We start from the raw sequence: 18318 nt of genomic DNA on the forward strand, positions 1-18318 counted from the left end.
TACAACCTCCTCATCGCGCGCCGACGAGCCCAGGTCGAAACCACCTTCGCTACTCTCAAACGCCGCATGCGGCTGACCTGCATCCGCTACGTCGGTCTGATCAAGGCGACCGGACAAGTCCTGCTCGCCTCNATCGCCTTCAACATGAGGCGGTGGGCCACGATCGCCGCGTGAGCCGCCCTCCGAGGGCGACAACTACAGATATTGGCAGGCAATTGCCGCGACCAAGGCCTTCTCTCGTGACGTCTTCAGCCTCAAAAGCCAATAACGCAACAGGCCCCTTGTGGGAGAAGGAAGATCGGAGCGCGGGGCTGGTCTAGATTCTACCTCCTCCACCTCTCCGCAAACCGGTGCAGCGGCATGAAGGTCTCGCACAAATCCCGCCCGAGCGGCGTCAGCCCGTAGCCTCCGCCTTCGCCGAGCTCCACGAACCCCGCCTCGCGCAAATCGTCCAGCCGCGCTTGCAGCACTGTCGGCGAGACGTCGTCACACGCGGTGCGCAAGCTGCGGGAGGTGAGGGGGGCGTCGCGCAACTCCCACAGGATCCGCAAGGTCCAGCGCCGGCCGAGCAGGTCGAGCAGCGCCATGATCGGCCGTCCAGTGCGGGAGCCGCGGACGCTGCGTGTTGTCGAGCCGGCCTGTTTCGCCATCGTCGCCCTCTTGCCTATTGCTACAGATAATGTAGCGTCATGCTACGATAATTGTAGCAACGGAGACGGCCGATGTCCCAGGCCACACCGCGCATTGCGCCGCTCGCGCCGCCTTATCCCCCGGAGATCCAGGCGCAGTTCGACCGCATCATGCGCGGCGCGCCGCCGTTGCTGCTGTTCCGGGTGATGGCGGGCCACAGCCGCGCCTGGGACAAGTTCCGCGCCGGCGGCCTGCTCGATCCCGGGCCGCTGTCGTTGCGTGAACGCGAGATCGTCATCGACCGCACCTGCGCGCTGAACAAATGCGAATATGAATGGGGCGTGCATGTCGCAGTCTTTGCCGGTCCGGCGCGCCTCACCGAGGACGAGGTCCGCGCCACCGTAGAGGGCGATGCGACGTCGCCGTGCTGGTCACCGGGCGAGCAGGTGCTGATCGCAGCCGTCGACGCGCTGCATCACCGCGCGACGTTCACCGATGCGGAATTCGCCGCGCTCGCGGCGCATTACGACGAGGCGCAGATCCTGGAGGTCATGCTGCTGTGCGGCTTCTATCGCACGGTCTCGTATCTGGCGAACGGCCTGAGGCTGCCGCTGGAGGAGAAGGCGGCGCGGTTTCCGGCACCGCTCTAACCGGCGTCATTGCGAGCCAACGGGTCCGCGCAAAGCGCGGCCCGATGACAGGCAGCGAAGCAATCCAGGGTCTTTCCGCGGAGGCAGTCTGGATTGCTTCGCTGCGCTCGCAATGACGGAGGAGAGAGGGGCGCCACACTTTTCTCGTCATTCCGGGGCGCGACGAAGTCGCGAGCCCGGAATCCATCGCGCCCCGAGTGTGCTGCCCGATGGATTCCGGGCTCGCGCCCAAGCGGGCGCGCCCCGGAATGACGGCGCGGAGAGAGCGTGCCTTACGCCACACCCGCGCGCAGCAGATCGTGCAGGTGGACGATGCCCACGACCTTGTCTGCCTCGGTCACGAGCAGCGTCGTGATCTTGCGGGTGTTCAGCACCTCGATCATCTCGGTGGCGAGCATCGAGGGCGGCACGGTCTTCGGCTGCCTGGTCATGATGTCGTCGACCGTCACCGTCAGCAGGTCGGGCCGCATGTGGCGGCGCAGATCGCCGTCAGTGATGATGCCGACGGCCTCGTTCGCGTCATTGACGATGCAAACGCAGCCGAGGCCCTTGGCGGACATCTCGACCACGGCCTCCGACATCTCGGTGCCGAGCGGCTTGAGCGGGATCTCCGCGCCAGTGCGCATGTAGTCGCGAACGAATTTCAGCATCGCGCCGAGCTTGCCGCCGGGGTGGAAATGCGCGAACTCGAGCGCCGTGAAGCCGCGGCTTTCGAGCAGCGCGATCGCGAGCGCATCGCCGATCGCGGCCTGCATCAGGGTCGAGGTGGTCGGCGCCAGATTGTGCGGGCAGGCCTCGCGTGCCTTCGGCAGCTCGATCACGAGGTCGGCGGCCTGTCCGAGCGAGGACGCCGCGTTCGACGTGACCGCGATCATGGGGATCGCAAAGCGTGCCGAATAGTTCACGAGGTTCTTCATCTCCGGCTGCTCGCCGGACCAGGACAGCGCCATGATGACGTCGTCGGTGGTGATCATGCCGAGGTCGCCGTGGCCGGCTTCAGCGGTGTGAACGAAGAAGGAGGGCGTGCCGGTCGAGGCCAGCGTCGCCGCGATCTTGCGGCCCATATGGCCTGACTTGCCGAGCCCGGTGACGATGACGCGGCCCTTGGCCTGCCGGATCAGGTCGACCGCCTTGCCGAAGGTCGCACCCAGCGGGCCGCGCAGCGCCGCGGCGAGCGCGTTGATGCCGCCGCTCTCGGTCTCCAGCGTGCGGAGCGCGGATTCGACGCTTGCAGGGACGGGGCCGGATGATTGGGTCATCAGCGGTTTCGAACTCGGCATGTACAGGTCCAGGGAGGAGGGGCGATGGCCCATTGGCGCCTGCTTTAGCACGCCTCAGCGCATGAGGCGACGCGGCCGCCCCGCCCCTCAACGGGTCATTAACCATAATTGTTTTAAGTCCATTAACGATGGTTTCTGCCAGTCGGCGGAGGTCATCGGGAAAGTGTTTGATTTCGTTGGGGTAATTCCATCGTGGGGTCGTCTCCAGGCACGGGCCGGAGCCAACGCGCGCATTTCCTGTGCGCGGCTTTGCCGTGTCTTGTGCTCACGGCCCTGCAAAGCGGCCCAGCGGCCGCCCAGAGCCTCACGCCCGACCTGTTCAATCCCAACCGCGGCGGTTTCGCCGCGCCCGACACCTTGCCCACGCGCCGCACGGCGGGCGTACCGCAGGCGCCTTCGGACGCGCTGCCGGCATTGCCCGATCCCAACGCCGATCCGCGCAAGCGCCAGCAGGCGCCGGCGACCTCGCGCGTCGGCCAGGTGCCGACCTACGGTCTGCCAGCCGCCAATGGCGCCAGCGGATCGGGTTACGACTCGCTCAACCGCAGGCGGCAGCAGCCCAAGCTCTATCCCGGGCAGCCGAAGCCGAAGCGCCCGGTCGGGCCCGGCTCGCCGGTGCCGCCGGCAACGCCGGACAGGACGCTCGGCCCGCCGCGCATCGCGCCGCCGCCGTCCGAGACTGCGCACAAGGTGCCGGTGTCGCCGGCGATGGCCGGCAACGTGCCCGGCCAGCCGCTGCGCCGCCGCCTCAAGCCGGACGAGGATCCGTTCGGCGCGGTCGGCGATTATGCCGGCAGCTTCCTGATCAAGGGCGGGCTCGAGCTTTCCGCCGGCTATGACACCAACCCGGCGCGTCTGAACAAGCCGGTCGGCTCGCCGGTCTACGTCGTCGCGCCCGACCTCCTCGTGGTGTCGGACTGGGAGCGCCACGCGCTGGTCGCCGATTTGCGCGGCTCGTTCTCGGGCTACACCAACAACATGCCGGCGACGATCGACGGCTTCGCCTCGCCCTCGCCGGTCGAGATCGACCGGCCCGATTTCACCGGCCATGTCGACGGCCGCATCGACGTCGACCGCGACCTCAAGCTGACCTCGCAGCTGCGCCTGCGGCTCGCCACCGACAATCCCGGCAGCCCGAACGTGCAGGCCGGCCTCCAGAAATATCCCGTCTATGCGACCTATGGCACCACCGTCGGCTTCGACCAGACCTTCAACCGTTTCCAGGTCGCCGCCGGCGCCACCGTCGATCGCACCGCCTACACGGATTCAAAACTCACCGACGGCTCGACCTTCAGCAACAGCGATCGCGACTTTAATCAGTACGGCGGGGTCGGCCGCTTCTCTTACGAGCTGAAGCCTGGGCTAAAACCGTTCGTCGAGATCCAGGGCGACACCCGCGTCCACGACCAGGCGGCCGATCGCAACGGCTTCTTCCGCGATTCAAACGGCGGCTATGCCAAGGTCGGCTCGTCCTTCGAGTTCTCGCGCATCCTCACCGGCGAGGTCTCGGTCGGCTATTCCGCGCGCAACTATGTCGACCCGCGCCTCAGCCAGCTCTCCGGCTTCCTCACCTCGGGCTCGCTGATCTGGAACGCCAGCGGCCTCACCACGGTGAAACTTGCGACCGACACGCAGATCAACGAGACCACGGTCCCCGGCTCATCCGGCGTGCTGGTGCACACCTACGGGGTCGAAGTCGATCACGACTTCCGCCGCTGGCTCACGGCCGTCGGCAAGTTCACCTACGGCACCTACGACTACCAAAACCAGAATCGCAACGACAAGACCTACTCGCTCGAAGGCAATTTGATCTACAAGCTCAACCGCAACGTCTGGATCAAGGGCACCCTGCGCCACGACATCCTGGATTCGAACCAGGCGGGCTCGAGCTCGCAGGGCACGGTGGTGATGCTGGGGGTGAGGCTGCAGAACTAGCGATGAGGCGCGCCCTGATGCGCAGTCGTCGCTACCCGCTCAGCTGTCATGCCCCGGCTTGACCGGGGCATCCAGTACGCCGCGGCTTATCCGTATACGTCTGACGTCTCTGGAATACTGGATCGCCCGCTCCAGTGCGCGAGTGCGCACAAGGCGGGCGATGACGCTGTTTGTAAATCTGGCGGCGGAGTGAGCCGCGCCTACCGCGGCAGATCCGTCTTCCCCATCAGGAATGTGTCGATCGACCGGGCACACAGCCGGCCCTCACGGATGGCCCAGACCACCAGCGACTGGCCGCGGCGCATGTCGCCGGCGGTGAACACGTTCGGGCGCGAGGTCTGGTAGTCCAAGGTGTTGGCCTTGACGTTGCCGCGCGGGTCGAGCTCGACCGAGAGCAGCTTGAGTAGGCCTTCGTGCACGGGATGGACGAAGCCCATGGCGAGCAGGACGAGCTCGGCGTCGAGCTCGAACTCGGTGCCGGCAATCGGCTTGAACTTCTCGTCGACGCGGACGCAGTGCAGCTTCTTGACCTGGCCGTTCTCGCCGGTGAACTTCTGGGTCAGCACGGCGTATTCGCGGATGGCGCCTTCGGCCTGGCTGGAGGAGGTGCGCATCTTCAGCGGCCAGTTCGGCCAGGTCAGGCCCTTGTTCTCGCGCTCGGGCGGGGCGGGCATGATCTCAAGCTGGGTCACGGACAGCGCGCCCTGGCGCAGCGAGGTGCCGATGCAGTCCGAGCCGGTGTCGCCGCCGCCGATGACGACGACATGCTTGCCGCCGGCGAGGATCTCGGTGATGCCGTTCAGCGGCTCCTCGGAGACGCGGCGGTTCTGCTGCGGCAGGAAGTCCATGGCGTAGTGGATCCCAGCGAGATCGCGGCCGGGGATCGGCAGGTCGCGCGGGGCTTCGGCGCCGCCGGTCAGGGCGACGGCGTCATACTCGTTCAGCATCTCGCGCGGATCGACATTGCCGTCGGCGCCGACATGGCTGTTGTAGTGGAAGGTGACGCCTTCGCCTTCCATCTGCTTGACGCGGCGGTCGATGATGCCCTTCTCCATCTTGAAGTCGGGAATGCCGTAGCGCAGCAGGCCGCCGGCCTTGGCGAACTTCTCGAACAGGTGCACATCGTGGCCGGCGCGCGCGAGCTGCTGCGCGCAGGCCATGCCTGCGGGTCCCGAGCCGATCACCGCGACCTTCTTGCCGGTCTTGACGGCGGCGACCTCCGGCTTCAGCCAGCCATTGTCCCAGGCGCGGTCGACGATCGCGCATTCGATGGTCTTGATGGTGACCGGGTTGTCGTCGATGTTGAGCGTGCAGGACGCTTCGCACGGCGCCGGGCAGATGCGCCCGGTGAACTCCGGGAAATTGTTGGTCGAGTGCAGATTGCGCGAGGCCTCTTCCCAGTTGCCCTGATAGACGAGGTCGTTGAAGTCAGGGATCTGGTTGTTGACCGGGCAGCCGGGCGTGCCCGGCGCGACCGAGCCGGTGCCGTGGCAATAGGGAATGCCGCAATTCATGCAGCGCGCGGCCTGGTCGCGCGTTTCCTTCTCGGTCAAGGGAACGACGAACTCGTTGAAATGCTTCACGCGCTCGGCGACCGGGGTGTACTTGCGGTCGTGCCGTTCGATTTCCAGAAAACCCGTGATCTTGCCCATTAAACCCGAAGTCCCTGCCGCTTAGTCGTTTGTTCTCTCACTCCTCATCCTGAGGAGCGGCGCGCTCTTCGCGCCGCGTCTCGAAGGATAGAGGCCCGGATGGTGGTCTCATGGTTCGAGACGGCGCTACGCGCCTCCTCACCATGAGGCTTCTTTATTACGCCCCGATCGCGATTTTCGGCTCGGCGTCCGCGTTGGCCGCCATTTCGCGCAGCGCACGCCGGTACTCGACCGGCATCACCTTGCGGAACTTCGGCAGCCAGTCCTTCCAATTGGCAAGGATGTCGGCGGCGCGCTTGGAGCCGGTCGCTTTCGCATGGCGCGTGATCAGGACGTGCAGCCGCTCGACGTCGGAGTCGAGCAGGTTCTTGAACACGTCGACCCGGCCATGCGCCTCGAGGTCACCGGTGTGATTGTAGGTGCCGGCGTTGATCAGCTCCTCCGACAAGACCGGTTCGAGCTCGACCATGCTGAGGTTGCACAGCTTGTCGAAGTCGCCGGTCTCGTCGAGCACGTAGGCGATGCCGCCGGACATGCCGGCCGCGAAGTTGCGCCCGGTCTTGCCGAGCACGACCACGATGCCGCCGGTCATGTATTCGCAGCAATGATCGCCCGCGCCCTCGACCACCGCGACAGCGCCCGAGTTGCGCACGGCAAAACGTTCGCCGGCGATGCCGCGGAAGTAGCACTCGCCCTGGATCGCGCCGTACATCACGGTGTTGCCGACGATGATGCTCTCTTCCGGCACGATGGCAGAGTTCTTCGGCGGCTTGACGATGATCTTGCCGCCCGAGAGACCCTTGCCGACATAGTCGTTGGCTTCACCCTCGAGTTCGAAGGTGACGCCGTGGGCGAGCCACGCGCCGAAGGCCTGGCCGGCGGTGCCCTTGAGGCTGACATGGATGGTGTCGTGCGGCAGGCCGGCATGGCCGTAGATCTTGGCGACCGCACCCGACAGCATCGCGCCCGCGGAGCGGTTGGTGCTGTTGATCGTGGCGTCGATCTTCACCGGCGCGCCGCGGTCGAGCGCGGGCGTCGCCTTCTCGATCAGCGTGCGGTCGAGCACCGCTTCCAGATGATGGTTCTGGCGCTCGGAGTGATAGATCTTCTGGCCCTTCTCCTCCTTCTGCTTGACGAACAGCTTGGAGAAGTCGAGGCCCTTGGCCTTCCAGTGCGCGACCAGCCTGGTCTGGTCGAGCAGCTGCACCTGGCCGATCATCTCGTTGAAGGTGCGGAAGCCGAGCGAGGCCATGATCTCGCGGACCTCTTCCGCAACGAAGAAGAAGTAGTTGATCACGTGCTCGGGCTGGCCGGTGAAGCGCTTGCGCAGGACCGGGTCCTGGGTCGCGACGCCGACCGGGCAGGTGTTGAGATGGCACTTGCGCATCATGATGCAGCCGGCCGCGATCAGCGGCGCGGTGGCGAAGCCGAACTCGTCGGCGCCGAGCAGCGCGCCGATCACGACGTCACGGCCGGTGCGGAAGCCGCCGTCGACCTGGACCACGATGCGGCTGCGGAGCCGCTCGCGCACCAGCGTCTGGTGGGTTTCGGCAAGGCCGATCTCCCACGGCGAGCCGGCGTGCTTGATCGAGGTCAGGGGCGATGCACCGGTGCCGCCCTCGAAGCCCGCGATGGTGACATGGTCGGCGCGCGCCTTGGCGACGCCCGCGGCGACCGTGCCGACGCCGATCTCGGAGACGAGCTTGACCGAGACGTCGCCCGTCGGGTTGACGTTCTTGAGGTCGTAGATGAGCTGCGCCAGGTCCTCGATCGAGTAGATGTCGTGATGCGGCGGCGGCGAGATCAGGCCGACGCCCGGCGTCGAATGCCGGACCTTGGCGATGGTCGCGTCGACCTTGTGGCCGGGCAGCTGGCCGCCTTCGCCGGGCTTGGCGCCCTGCGCCATCTTGATCTGCATCATGTCGGAGTTGACGAGATACTCCGTGGTGACGCCGAAGCGGCCCGAGGCGACCTGCTTGATCGCCGAGCGCATGGAATCGCCGTTCGGCATCGGCTTGAAGCGGTCGGCTTCCTCGCCGCCTTCGCCGGTGTTCGACTTGCCGCCGATCCGGTTCATGGCGATCGCGAGCGTGGTGTGCGCCTCGCGCGAGATCGAGCCGAAGCTCATCGCGCCGGTGGCGAAACGCTTGACGATGTCCTTGGCCGGCTCGACCTGGTCGAGCGGAACCGGCTTGCGCTTCTCTTCCTCGGCGTTCTTGATCCGGAACAGGCCGCGCAGCGTCAACAGGCGCTCGGACTGCTCGTTGAGGATCTTGGCGAAGGCGCGATAGCGTTCCAGCGAATTGCCGCGCGCGGCATGCTGAAGCAGCCCGACCGACTCGGCGGTCCAGGCATGGTCCTCGCCGCGGCTGCGATAGGCATATTCGCCGCCGACGTCGAGCGAGGTCTTGTAGACCAGCGCGTCGCCGAACGCGTCGGCATGGCGGCGCACGGCTTCTTCCGCGATCTCGGCGAGACCGACGCCCTCGATGCGGGTATGCGTGCCGGCGAAGAACTTTCCGACGAAGTCCGCCTTGAGGCCGACCGCGTCGAAGATCTGCGCGCCGCAATAGGACTGGTAGGTCGAGATGCCCATCTTGGACATCACCTTCAGCAGGCCCTTGCCGATCGACTTGATGTAGCGCTTGACGATCTCGTAGTCGTCGAGCGAGCCGGGCAGGCGGTCCTTCATCGCGATGATGGTCTCGAACGCGAGGTAAGGATTGATCGCTTCGGCGCCGTAGCCGGCGAGGCAGGCGAAGTGATGCACTTCGCGCGGCTCGCCGGATTCGACGACGAGGCCGACCGAGGTGCGCAGTCCGACGCGGATCAGATGATGATGCACGGCGGCGCAGGCCAGCAGTGCCGGGATCGGCACCCGGTCGGTGCCGACCATGCGGTCGGACAGGATGATGATGTTGACGCCCTCGCGGACGGCGGCTTCCGCACGCGCGCAGAGCTCATCTAACACCTGATCCATGCCGGCCGCGCCGAGACCGGCGTGGAAGGTGGTGTCCAGCGTGCGCGACTTGAAGTGCGACTCGGCGACGTCGGAGATCGAGCGGATCTTCTCGAGGTCCGCATCGGTCAGGATCGGCTGGCGCGCTTCGAGGCGCTTGGTGGTGGCGAGGCCCTGCAGGTCGAACAGGTTCGGGCGTGGTCCGATGATCGAGACGAGGCTCATCACCAGCTCCTCGCGGATCGGGTCGATCGGCGGGTTGGTGACCTGCGCGAAGTTCTGCTTGAAGTAGGTGAACAGCGGCTTGGCCTTGGCCGACAGCGCCGAGATCGGCGTGTCGTTGCCCATCGAGCCCGCGGCTTCCTCGCCGGTGGCCGCCATCGGCGTCATCAGGATGGTGATGTCTTCCTGGCTGTAGCCGAACGCCTGCTGGCGATCGAGCAGCGACAGGTTGGAGCGCACGCCGGTGGTCGGAACCTTCGGCAGCTCTTCCAGCACGATCTGGGTCCGCTCCAGCCACTCCTTGTAGGGATGGCTCTTGGCGAGCTCGGCCTTGATCTCGTCGTCGGGGATCAGGCGGCCCTGCTCGAGGTCGACCAGCAGCATCTTGCCGGGCTGCAGACGCCACTTGGTGATGATCTGGTCTTCGGGAATCGTCAGCACGCCCATCTCGGACGCCATCACGATGCGGTCGTCCTTGGTCACGAGATAGCGCGCCGGCCGCAATCCGTTGCGGTCGAGCGTCGCGCCGATCTGGCGGCCGTCGGTGAAGGCGATCGCAGCGGGGCCGTCCCACGGCTCCATCAGCGCGGCGTGATACTCGTAGAAGGCGCGGCGCGTCTCATCCATCAGCGGATTGCCGGCCCACGCCTCCGGGATCATCATCATGACGGCGTGCGGCAGCGAGTAGCCGCCCTGCACCAGGAATTCGAGCGCGTTGTCGAAGCAGGCGGTGTCGGACTGGCCTTCGTAGGAGATCGGCCAGAGCCGGTTGATGTCCTTGCCGTAGAGCTCGGAGCTCACCGAGGCCTGGCGCGCCGCCATCCAGTTGGTGTTGCCGCGCAGCGTGTTGATCTCGCCGTTATGCGCGATCATGCGGTAGGGATGCGCCAGCGACCAGGCCGGGAAGGTGTTGGTCGAGAAGCGCTGATGCACCAGCGCCAGCGCGCTCTCGAAGTCCGCCTCGTGCAGGTCGGGATAGTACTTGCCGAGCTGGTCGGCGAGGAACATGCCCTTGTAGATCACCGTGCGGCAGGACATCGAGCAGGGGTAATAGCCCGCAAGGCCGCGGTCGCGGCGCTGGTAGATCGCCTGCGAGATCGACTTGCGCAGGATGTAGAGCCGACGCTCGAAATCGTCCTCGGTCTTGGCGGTGCCGTTGCGGCCGATGAACACCTGCATGCAGGCGGGCTCGGTCGGCTTCACGGTGACGCCGAGCGAGGAATTGTCGGTCGGCACGTCGCGCCAGCCGAGCAGGGTCAGGCCCTCTTCCTTGATCTGGTCGGCGATGATGCTCTTGATGACGTTGCGCCAGGCGGTGTCGCGCGGCATGAACAGCGCGCCGATGGCGTATTCGCCGGGTTGCGGCAGCGTGAAGCCGAGCTCCTTGGCCTTGCGGCTGAAGAACGCGTGCGGGATCTGCACCAGGATGCCGGCGCCGTCACCGGCGCGCGGATCGGCGCCGACGGCGCCGCGATGCTCGAGGTTGCAGAGGATGCTCAGGGCGTCCGAGACGATCTCGTGCGACTTCTTGCCCTTGATGTTGGCGATGAAGCCGACGCCGCAGGAATCCTTTTCCAGGCTCGGATCGTAGAGGCCTTCGGCCGGCGGGCGCGAATTGTGTTCCTGAATCGGATCAGTCGTTTTCGAGGCGACCGTCGCCGACAGTTCTTCTGCCACGATGTTTGCGCGCTCGAATTGCGACCCGTTCATGTCCTCGTCCTCTCCATGCGGCAAGCTGTCTCACCGCCATCTTCGGCGCACCTTGGGCGTTCCGCGGCACCCGCCTCTGGGTCACCGCTCGTCCGCTGCGAGCCGCATTTTCTTAAATTCAGGCCAAGGCGTTCCACGTCCCCGTGAACGGCTTTGCCTGTTGCCTTCTTGGTGCTCGGAAGCACCGACTTTCGTTGCAATCCCTATGCCGGAATCGCAAGCAAAATTGAGACAGGCGTCCTGTCCTAACCATCACCTTGCCAAATTTTTGTCTATCACACAAGCGCGCGAAAGTCCCGATTCCCAAAGTGTCAATCATCGCTTTCCGCACGGCGCGCGGCCCCGGTTTTGAAGCAAACGCGCCCTGATCCGGCCCCGCAGACGCCGGAATCCCGAATGAAGCTTCGGATCGACCCTTCGGAAGGCGCGCCACGCCGCAAGAAGCGAAAGAGCGCGATCCATCCGGGGCCTGACAGGAGCGTGTCGACCATGAAGTTTTTCACAGGATGTGTGGCCGCCGCCGCGCTGGCGCTGGTCGTGACCGCGGCAGAGGCGCAAGTTCCAGCGAACGGTATTGTGGGAGGGGCTACGATCGCGGTGTCGGATTTCGAAGGGCCCTATGGGCCGCCGGACGCCGTGCCGCCTCCGCCGCCACGATACGGCTATGGCTATGGCTACGAGGAACGCGGCCCAGCGCCAGCGCTGCTGCCGGCCACCGAAGTCTATGCGGTGTTGCGCGACAACGGCTTCTCGCCGCTCGGCATCCCGCGCCTGCGCGGCAGCGTCTACACCATCGCGGTGATCGACCGCCGCGGCGATGACGGCCGGCTGGTGATCGACGCCCGCGACGGACGAATCCTGCGCTTCATGCCCGCCGCCGACGCCTATGGCATGGCCCCCACCTATGAGGGGCGTGCGGTCGCCCCTTACGGTCCGCAAAGCGCGCTGCCGCCGCCGACCGTGGTCCGCAGCGGCCCGCCGCGCCCGCCAGCCCCGATCCCGCGTGTCGCCAGCCGCACCGTGCCGCTGCCGAAGGCGGCTCCTCCACGCGGCGAAACGCCGGTCGCAGCCGTGAAGCCGGCCGCGCCTGCGGTACAGCAGGCCCAGGCACCGCAGCCTCAACCTGCGCAGACCGCGGCCGTGCAGCCCAAGCCTACTGAAGCCGCGCCGCAAGCCGCTGCGCCGACAGCGGAGCAGGCAAAGCCTACGGCAACGATTCCGCCGACACAGGACATGCCGCCCGCGCAGGGGCTGGAATAGCAAGCTGCTCGCGTGATGCGACGGCGCTAGTCAAACTCACTGTGTCGTCCCGGCGAAAGCCGGGACCCATACCGCGAGGTCTATCGGTTGTGGTCGATGCCAGTCCCGAACGACGGGTCTTCGCCAAACATCTCCCTGTGAGTATGGGTCCCGGCCTTCGCCGGGACGACGTGGGGGAAGAGCTGAGCAAAACAAAAGGCGCCTGAGATTTCAGGCGCCTTTTTGCATCGTGACGATCGCCTCTCAGCTTCGCCCATACCCCGCGGCTTCCAGGATCAGATTCGCCACTTCCTTCGGATGCGACACCAGCGAGAGGTGGCCGGCATCGAGCTCGATCGTGGTGGCGTTCATGCGCTTGGCGAGGAAGCGTTCGAGATCGGGATTGATGGTGTAGTCGTTCTTCGACACCGCGTACCAGCTCGGCTTGGAGCGCCATGCGGCTTCGGTGGTGCGGCCGCCGAAGATCGAGGCCGCGGTCGGCCATTGCACGGCATAGAGCTCCCTGGCCTGCTCCGGCTTCACACCATTGGCGAAATACTTCAGGAAGGCGTCTTCCGAGAGTTTTGTGTAGCCGTCGCGCTCGACGATGCCGGCGCGCACCGGGCCGGTCGGGAACTGCTTCGACAGCGCGACGAAATCCTCGTTCGCGTCGGGCGCGCGTGCGGCGACATAGACGAGGCCGGTAACCTTGGGATCGGTGCCGACCTGGCTGATCACGGTGCCGCCCCAGGAATGCGCGACCAGCACGGTCGGCCCGTCCTGCTCGGCCAGCGCGCGCTTGGTCGCCTCGACGGAGTCCGCAAGCGAGGACAGCGGATTTTGCACGGCGGTCACGTGAAGGCCCGCTGCCTGGAGGATCGGGATCACCTCCGACCAGCTCGAGCCGTCGGCCCAAGCGCCATGCACCAGCACGACGTTCTTGGCCTTCACGGTTTGCGGGGTTTGTGCGTGAGCCAGGCTGAGAGGGGCCGCCAGCAGGCTCGCGGCGACGAAAAGGCTGCGCCAGAAAGTCATGATTGTTCTCCGTCTTGTCTTGGGTTCGATCTCCAAATGACGAGGCGCGGGGCGGCGGTGTTACGCCGTTTCACCGCTCTGTGATGCGGCGCAATAGCCCAGCAACGCAGTTCAGCAATCGGTGACGTCCTGGCGAAGGCCGAGACCATCACCTCAGGCAGACCATCACCTCGGGGAAGATATGGCATATCCGTCGTTCGGTATTTCTTCCGCGCACGATTGATAGATCTCGCGGTAGGGTTCCCTGGCTTCGCTGGGACGACAACCGGGACGAGGAGAGCCAAACAAAAAAACGCCCCGGGGCACCGGGGCGTTTTCGCAACTCGGAAGTGGCGTGCGTGCGGTTTACGCGGCGACTTGCGCGGCCGAGTTCTCGATCACCTGCGCCTTGGGCGCGCCGGCATTGATCGCGATCTGGCGCGGCTTCTTGGCTTCGGGAATCTCGCGCACGAGGTCGACGTGAAGCAGCCCGTTCTCGAGCGAGGCGTCCTTCACCTGCACGAAGTCGGCAAGCTGGAAGGCGCGCTCGAAGGCACGCGCGGCGATGCCGCGGTAGAGCACTTCGGACTTCGAGTTCTCGCCTGCGACTTTCTCGCCCTTGATCGTCAGCGTGTTTTCCTTCGCGACGATGGAGAGCTCGTCCTTGGCGAAGCCCGAGACCGCAACCGTGATGCGGTAGGCGTTCTCGCCGGTACGCTCGATGTTGTAGGGGGGATAACCGGGGCTGCCGTCCGAACCGGCCTGGTCGAGCAGGCTGAAGAGGCGGTCGAAGCCGACGGTGGAACGGTAAAACGGAGTCAGGTCGTAGGTACGCATGGTCAAGTCCTCCATTGAGCGACTGTTTGCTAACCCGCCCGCCAATCGGGCCGGGCTTTAGTCTGTGTGCAGCCTGATGTTCCGGTTCCGAAACACTGGTAGCGGCCTGCACCATGGTGATATGGGTTCAGGGGAACGGCGTTCAAGAGGGCGGCAACTTGCGCCTTTTCGGCGCTCCAGCCCCTTGATTTGCAGCATTTCCCGTCCAATGACGCTGATCTCGATTCCGTCCAATCCCGTTCCCGAAGACGTCGTCAGCGGCACCATCAAGACGCCCGATGGCGCCGAGCTGCGCTTTGCGCGCTGGGCGCCGCCGGCGAACCGCAAGGGCACGGTCTGCGTCTTCACCGGACGCAGCGAGCAGATCGAGAAATATTTCGAGACCGTGCGCGACCTGCGCGACCGCGGCTTTGCGGTGGCGATGATCGACTGGCGCGGGCAGGGCCACTCCTCGCGCCGCCTGCGCGATCCGCGCAAGGGCTATGTGCGCGACTTCGCCGATTTCGAAATCGACGTCGAGACCTTCGTGCAGCAGGTGGTGCTGCCGGATTGCCCGCCGCCCTTCTTCGCGCTCGCCCACTCCATGGGCGGCACGGTGATGCTGCGCGTTGCGCATGCGGGCAAGCGCTGGTTCGACCGCATGGTGCTGTCGGCGCCGATGATCGACCTGCCCGGCCGTACCACCTCGTTGCCGGCGCGGGCGCTGCTGAAGACGATGCGACTGATGGGGATGGGCGGCCGCTATGTCCCCGGCGGCAGCGACCGCATCACCGGGCTCGATCCCTTCATCAACAATCCCCTGACCAGCGATCCCGTGCGTTATGCGCGCAATGCCGCGATCCTGGAGGAGGATTCGACGCTCGGGCTGGCGTCACCGACGGTCGCCTGGGCCGATTCCGCCTTTCGCGCCATGCACACCTTCAAGGGCATGAACTACCCTTCCGAGATCCGCCAGCCGATCCTGATGCTGGCGGCCTCCAGCGACACCGTGGTCTCGACCGCGGCGATCGAGGAGTTCGCCTACCATCTGCGCGCCGGCTCCCATCTCGTGATCGCCGGCTCGAAGCACGAGATCCTCCAGGAGCAGGACCGCTACCGCTCCCAGTTCTGGGCCGCCTTCGACGCCTTCGTGCCGGGCACGCCGCTGTTCAAGTGAGGGGGCAGTGACGGTGTGCTCCCTCGCCCCGCTTGCGGGGAGAGGGTTGGGGTGAGGGGGAGTCTCGGCAAGGGAGGTGAGAGTTGGACTCGTGGAGAGTCCCCCTCACCCGGATTGCATCTCCGATGCAATCCGACCTCTCCCCGCAAGCGGGGCGAGGTAAGACCAGCTCACAGCGTCTTGAGATACTCGATCAGGTCGTAGCGCTCTTGCTCTTTGAGCACGCGGCCGATGGTGCCGTCCTTGCCGGGGCCCGGCGTGCCATCGAACGAGTGGCCGGCATTGCTGTTGCCGAACATCTCGGTGCCGTCCGACGCTCGCGTCGAGAAGCGCGACTGCCCGGTCTTGCAGCTCTCGCCGTCGACGACCGCGAAGCCGACCTGCTTCGGATCGTAGTCGCGACCACCTCCCATGCAGAACGATTTGGGGCGCTCGGCCGCGGGGCTCAGCATCCAGTAGAGCGAAGGCACCGATCCGTTGTGCAGGTAAGGCGCGGTGGCCCAGACGCCGTTGAGCGGGCGCGCGCGATACCAGGGCGGCGGCTCCTTCTTGTCGGGCGGCTGCGGACCGGGATTAGGGCAGTTCTTGCGCTCACCCCACCAGGCCTGCTGGACCTTCGGGGGGATCTTCGCATCGTCCATCGCTTTGCGGCTGACGATGTCGACGAGCACCATCAGCCCGAGCGAGTACGGCATGTCGGTCGACGAGATATCCGGCAGATTGCAGCTCCACCAGGTATTGAGGTTCTGCGTGGGATCGAGCTTGAGAAACCCCGGGACCTGAACCGTCCGCGTCTGCAGCACGCTGGCCTGGGCGGGATCGGTCCCCATGCCTTTGACGCTCTTCTGGACCTCGTTCAGGAATTTGTCGTTGCCGATGGTCTCCCAGCGCGACGAGGACCAGATGCTCTGGTCCGGAAACTCGGTGTCGAACACGGGATCGTTGACCGGCCCGAGATGGCATTCGGTGCAAATCTGCGCGTAGAGCTTGCGGCCGTTCTTGACGCGTTCGCCATCGATCTTCCAGGCATTATCGCCGAAGATGTCCGACGGCCATTTCGGCGATGTCAGTCCGGAGAGCTGCTTCTTCGGATAGGGCGCCGACCCCTTCAGCAGATCCTCGATCCAGTTCAGATTCTTGATATCCATCGACGAGCGGAACAGCGTGTCCTTGGGGGTATTGTCGGACAGATTGAGCAGCGCCGTCACGCCCAGCGCTTCGCCGGCGTTGCGGATCAGCGGTTGTTCGATGGACGCGTCATACTGCGCGAATTTGAGCCAGGGCACGGTCCAGATCGGCGGGAAGCTGACCGGCGCGTCCTTGGCATGCAGATTCTTTTCGAAGCCGCTGAGGCCGCTGAGCGTCATGTCCTGGGCGAAGACCTGATTGCCGATGCGGTTGAGCGCGTCGAGACGGCCGTATCCTTCCTCGGTGTCCTGCTGCGGCTCATCCCGCTTCGTCTTCTCGTTGAACCTCGTCTTGCCGTCGATGGTTTTCGCGTAGGTCTTCTCCCAGTCGATCAGGAATGTGCTGATCGCACGCAGCTTCTGCTTCAGCGCATCGCGATCCGCATCGCTGGCGGAGGGGCCGAGCACACGGTCAGCGAAGCGCGTAAAACGGCCCGGCACGATGAGCGTGTAGGCGATCGACAGACCAGTCGTGACCTCGAGCTTCCTCAAATCGGTCATCGCCGGGCCGCCGTCGAAACGCACGTCGATGCCTTTGTAGTGGATCTGGCCGGTGTGGCAGGCGGCGCAGGTCAGGCCGATCCGGTCCTCGCCGATTTGGCCGGTCGCAGGATCGGGTACGCCGGTCATGCGCGCAAAGCCGACGGGCAGGCCGTCGACGTTTTCAGCCTGGGCGCCCCAGTTGACCGGCGGATTCCAAAGCCGCGCCGGCACCGGCTTCGTTGTGTCGTAGACGTTGGCGTAGCCGAACCGGCGCAGCGTGGCGTCGTCGGTGTTGATCGTCTGCGGGCTGGGAATGAAGCCGAAGCGCTGCAGATGGTCGCTGTCGTGCAGCATCCCGGGCTTTGCGAAGAAATGAAGCCGCGGCTGCTCGAGCGCCATGAACCAGTTATAGGGCACCGGGAAGGTCGCGGTGCCCTGGCTGGCGTGATGAAACCAGTGCCGGTCCTCCAGCGCCCAGTTTTGCTCGAGCCAGTACGCGGCCCGGGGTTCGACGTGCTCCGGCAATGGCGGCGCCACCAGGTCCCCGAGGATGCCGGGCAGCATCGGCTGGAATTGATCCGGAAAGCGCAGCGCCACGACGCCAAAGACGAGGAGCGCGGCGACGAGTCCGCCGGCAACGCGCAATAAGAGTGAGGGCGGGGTGACCGGCTGGCTGACGACCCGCTGGGTGATCCTGTCCGGGAATTTGCGCTCGTTGAACAATGTCCTCACCTCGGCCACGCTGAGATAGCGGTCATCGCCCTGACCCTTGCCCATGATCTTGAGCAGGATCGGCCATTCGAACTTCATCAGGATCGGGTAGTACCAGCGCGATTGTTTGCCGGCGCGCTTGAGATTGTCGTCCATGAAGCTCTGGATTTGCGAGGCGTTGAGCCCGGTCTCGGTGCCGCCATCGGGATCGGCATAGGTGCCGCCGAAACTGGCGAGCCGCGCGATCTCGTCCTCGTTGACGCGCCCGTCGACGCCGAGGATGCGCGAGCCGGCACCGAGCTTGTCCAGCGGGCCGCCGCGCAGCGTATTGAGCTGTGCGCCCCAGCAGATGCTCTGCAGGATGTGACAGGCGCCGTTGGCGATCAGCGCGACGCCACGGGTCTGGATGCGGGCCAGAGTCTTTTTCGCTCCGGTCTCGCCGCTTGCATTCGCGATGGTCTGCGACAGCGTCCGGAGAGGCACGGTGCCGCCGTCGACAAAACCTTCGCCGACGAGGCCGCGCAGGAACGGACAGGGATTGTTCGGCGAGACCTGGATCGAGGGATCGAAGGGGGGCTTCGAGACGGGGTCGTTCATGGCCCAAATTCCTGAAAACAGCGAATCGTGAAATGCAGACGCGCCGATCAAGCGCG

The 18318-nt window shown here is 65.6% G+C and carries 12 protein-coding genes; 5 read left to right on the top strand and 7 right to left on the bottom strand.

Annotated elements, in window-relative coordinates; translation table 11 throughout:
• Positions 1 to 12: 12 nt before the first annotated feature.
• Positions 13 to 174, top strand: a complete 162-nt coding sequence (locus tag A3M7_RS44705; RefSeq protein ID WP_371090211.1) for a transposase — start codon at positions 13 to 15, stop codon at positions 172 to 174.
• A 149-nt stretch (positions 175 to 323) separates the two neighbouring features.
• On the opposite strand, the gene A3M7_RS0120920 is transcribed toward A3M7_RS44705, so the two are convergent.
• Positions 324 to 650, bottom strand: coding sequence for a helix-turn-helix domain-containing protein (locus tag A3M7_RS0120920; protein WP_027545648.1), 327 nt, complete (start codon positions 648 to 650; stop codon positions 324 to 326).
• A gap of 72 nt (positions 651 to 722) precedes the next feature.
• Here A3M7_RS0120920 and A3M7_RS0120925 point away from each other — a divergent pair, with 72 nt between their 5' ends.
• Complete coding sequence (locus A3M7_RS0120925; RefSeq protein ID WP_027545649.1) at positions 723 to 1280, top strand: carboxymuconolactone decarboxylase family protein; 558 nt, start codon at positions 723 to 725, stop codon at positions 1278 to 1280.
• 272 nt (positions 1281 to 1552) lie between these two features.
• On the opposite strand, the gene A3M7_RS0120930 is transcribed toward A3M7_RS0120925, so the two are convergent.
• A complete protein-coding gene (locus A3M7_RS0120930; RefSeq protein WP_027545650.1) occupies positions 1553 to 2560 on the bottom strand; it encodes an SIS domain-containing protein in 1008 nt (335 codons plus the stop codon).
• A gap of 192 nt (positions 2561 to 2752) precedes the next feature.
• On the opposite strand from A3M7_RS0120930, the gene A3M7_RS0120935 reads away from it, so the two are divergent.
• Entirely contained in the window at positions 2753 to 4495 is a 1743-nt protein-coding gene (locus tag A3M7_RS0120935; protein ID WP_027545651.1) for an outer membrane beta-barrel protein, read from the top strand.
• 200 nt (positions 4496 to 4695) lie between these two features.
• Here the strand turns inward: A3M7_RS0120935 and A3M7_RS0120940 are convergent, their stop codons facing one another.
• Together A3M7_RS0120940 and gltB are read right to left on the bottom strand one after the other, a co-directional pair.
• The gene (locus A3M7_RS0120940) at positions 4696 to 6147 is read right to left on the bottom strand and encodes a glutamate synthase subunit beta (protein WP_027545652.1); all 1452 of its coding nucleotides are present in this window, start codon (positions 6145 to 6147) and stop codon (positions 4696 to 4698) included.
• Positions 6148 to 6304: 157 nt separating this feature from the next.
• Positions 6305 to 11038: a glutamate synthase large subunit gene (gene gltB, locus A3M7_RS0120945; protein WP_027545653.1), complete on the bottom strand. Its 4734-nt coding sequence runs from the start codon at positions 11036 to 11038 to the stop codon at positions 6305 to 6307.
• Positions 11039 to 11527: 489 nt separating this feature from the next.
• Between gltB and A3M7_RS0120950 the strand changes: the two genes are divergently transcribed.
• Complete coding sequence (locus A3M7_RS0120950; protein WP_027545654.1) at positions 11528 to 12298, top strand: hypothetical protein; 771 nt, start codon at positions 11528 to 11530, stop codon at positions 12296 to 12298.
• Between the two features lie 243 nt (positions 12299 to 12541).
• Here A3M7_RS0120950 and A3M7_RS0120955 read toward each other — a convergent pair whose 3' ends face one another.
• Both A3M7_RS0120955 and A3M7_RS0120960 read right to left on the bottom strand, forming a co-directional pair.
• Positions 12542 to 13312: an alpha/beta fold hydrolase gene (locus A3M7_RS0120955; RefSeq protein WP_027545655.1), complete on the bottom strand. Its 771-nt coding sequence runs from the start codon at positions 13310 to 13312 to the stop codon at positions 12542 to 12544.
• Between the two features lie 345 nt (positions 13313 to 13657).
• On the bottom strand, positions 13658 to 14128 hold the full coding sequence (locus A3M7_RS0120960; RefSeq protein WP_027545656.1) for an Hsp20 family protein: 471 nt from the start codon (positions 14126 to 14128) through the stop codon (positions 13658 to 13660).
• A 208-nt stretch (positions 14129 to 14336) separates the two neighbouring features.
• Between A3M7_RS0120960 and A3M7_RS0120965 the strand changes: the two genes are divergently transcribed.
• On the top strand, positions 14337 to 15284 hold the full coding sequence (locus A3M7_RS0120965) for an alpha/beta fold hydrolase (protein WP_027545657.1): 948 nt from the start codon (positions 14337 to 14339) through the stop codon (positions 15282 to 15284).
• A gap of 170 nt (positions 15285 to 15454) precedes the next feature.
• On the opposite strand, the gene A3M7_RS0120970 is transcribed toward A3M7_RS0120965, so the two are convergent.
• Positions 15455 to 18262, bottom strand: a complete 2808-nt coding sequence (locus A3M7_RS0120970; RefSeq protein ID WP_027545658.1) for a di-heme-cytochrome C peroxidase — start codon at positions 18260 to 18262, stop codon at positions 15455 to 15457.
• Positions 18263 to 18318: the final 56 nt, after the last annotated feature.

This window comes from Bradyrhizobium sp. WSM2254, from assembly GCF_000472645.1.
GTDB lineage: Bacteria > Pseudomonadota > Alphaproteobacteria > Rhizobiales > Xanthobacteraceae > Bradyrhizobium > Bradyrhizobium niftali.

What these genes read in the sequence shown, in the direction of transcription:
- gltB (WP_027545653.1), bottom strand. Translation starts at nt 11,038, where the DNA reads ATGAACGGGTCGCAATTCGAGCGCGCAAACATCGTGGCAGAAGAACTG.
- A3M7_RS0120965 (WP_027545657.1), top strand. Translation starts at nt 14,337, where the DNA reads ATGACGCTGATCTCGATTCCGTCCAATCCCGTTCCCGAAGACGTCGTC.
- A3M7_RS0120950 (WP_027545654.1), top strand. Translation starts at nt 11,528, where the DNA reads ATGAAGTTTTTCACAGGATGTGTGGCCGCCGCCGCGCTGGCGCTGGTC.
- A3M7_RS0120930 (WP_027545650.1), bottom strand. Translation starts at nt 2,560, where the DNA reads ATGCCGAGTTCGAAACCGCTGATGACCCAATCATCCGGCCCCGTCCCT.
- A3M7_RS0120970 (WP_027545658.1), bottom strand. Translation starts at nt 18,262, where the DNA reads ATGAACGACCCCGTCTCGAAGCCCCCCTTCGATCCCTCGATCCAGGTC.
- A3M7_RS0120925 (WP_027545649.1), top strand. Translation starts at nt 723, where the DNA reads ATGTCCCAGGCCACACCGCGCATTGCGCCGCTCGCGCCGCCTTATCCC.
- A3M7_RS0120940 (WP_027545652.1), bottom strand. Translation starts at nt 6,147, where the DNA reads ATGGGCAAGATCACGGGTTTTCTGGAAATCGAACGGCACGACCGCAAG.
- A3M7_RS0120960 (WP_027545656.1), bottom strand. Translation starts at nt 14,128, where the DNA reads ATGCGTACCTACGACCTGACTCCGTTTTACCGTTCCACCGTCGGCTTC.
- A3M7_RS0120955 (WP_027545655.1), bottom strand. Translation starts at nt 13,312, where the DNA reads ATGACTTTCTGGCGCAGCCTTTTCGTCGCCGCGAGCCTGCTGGCGGCC.
- A3M7_RS0120920 (WP_027545648.1), bottom strand. Translation starts at nt 650, where the DNA reads ATGGCGAAACAGGCCGGCTCGACAACACGCAGCGTCCGCGGCTCCCGC.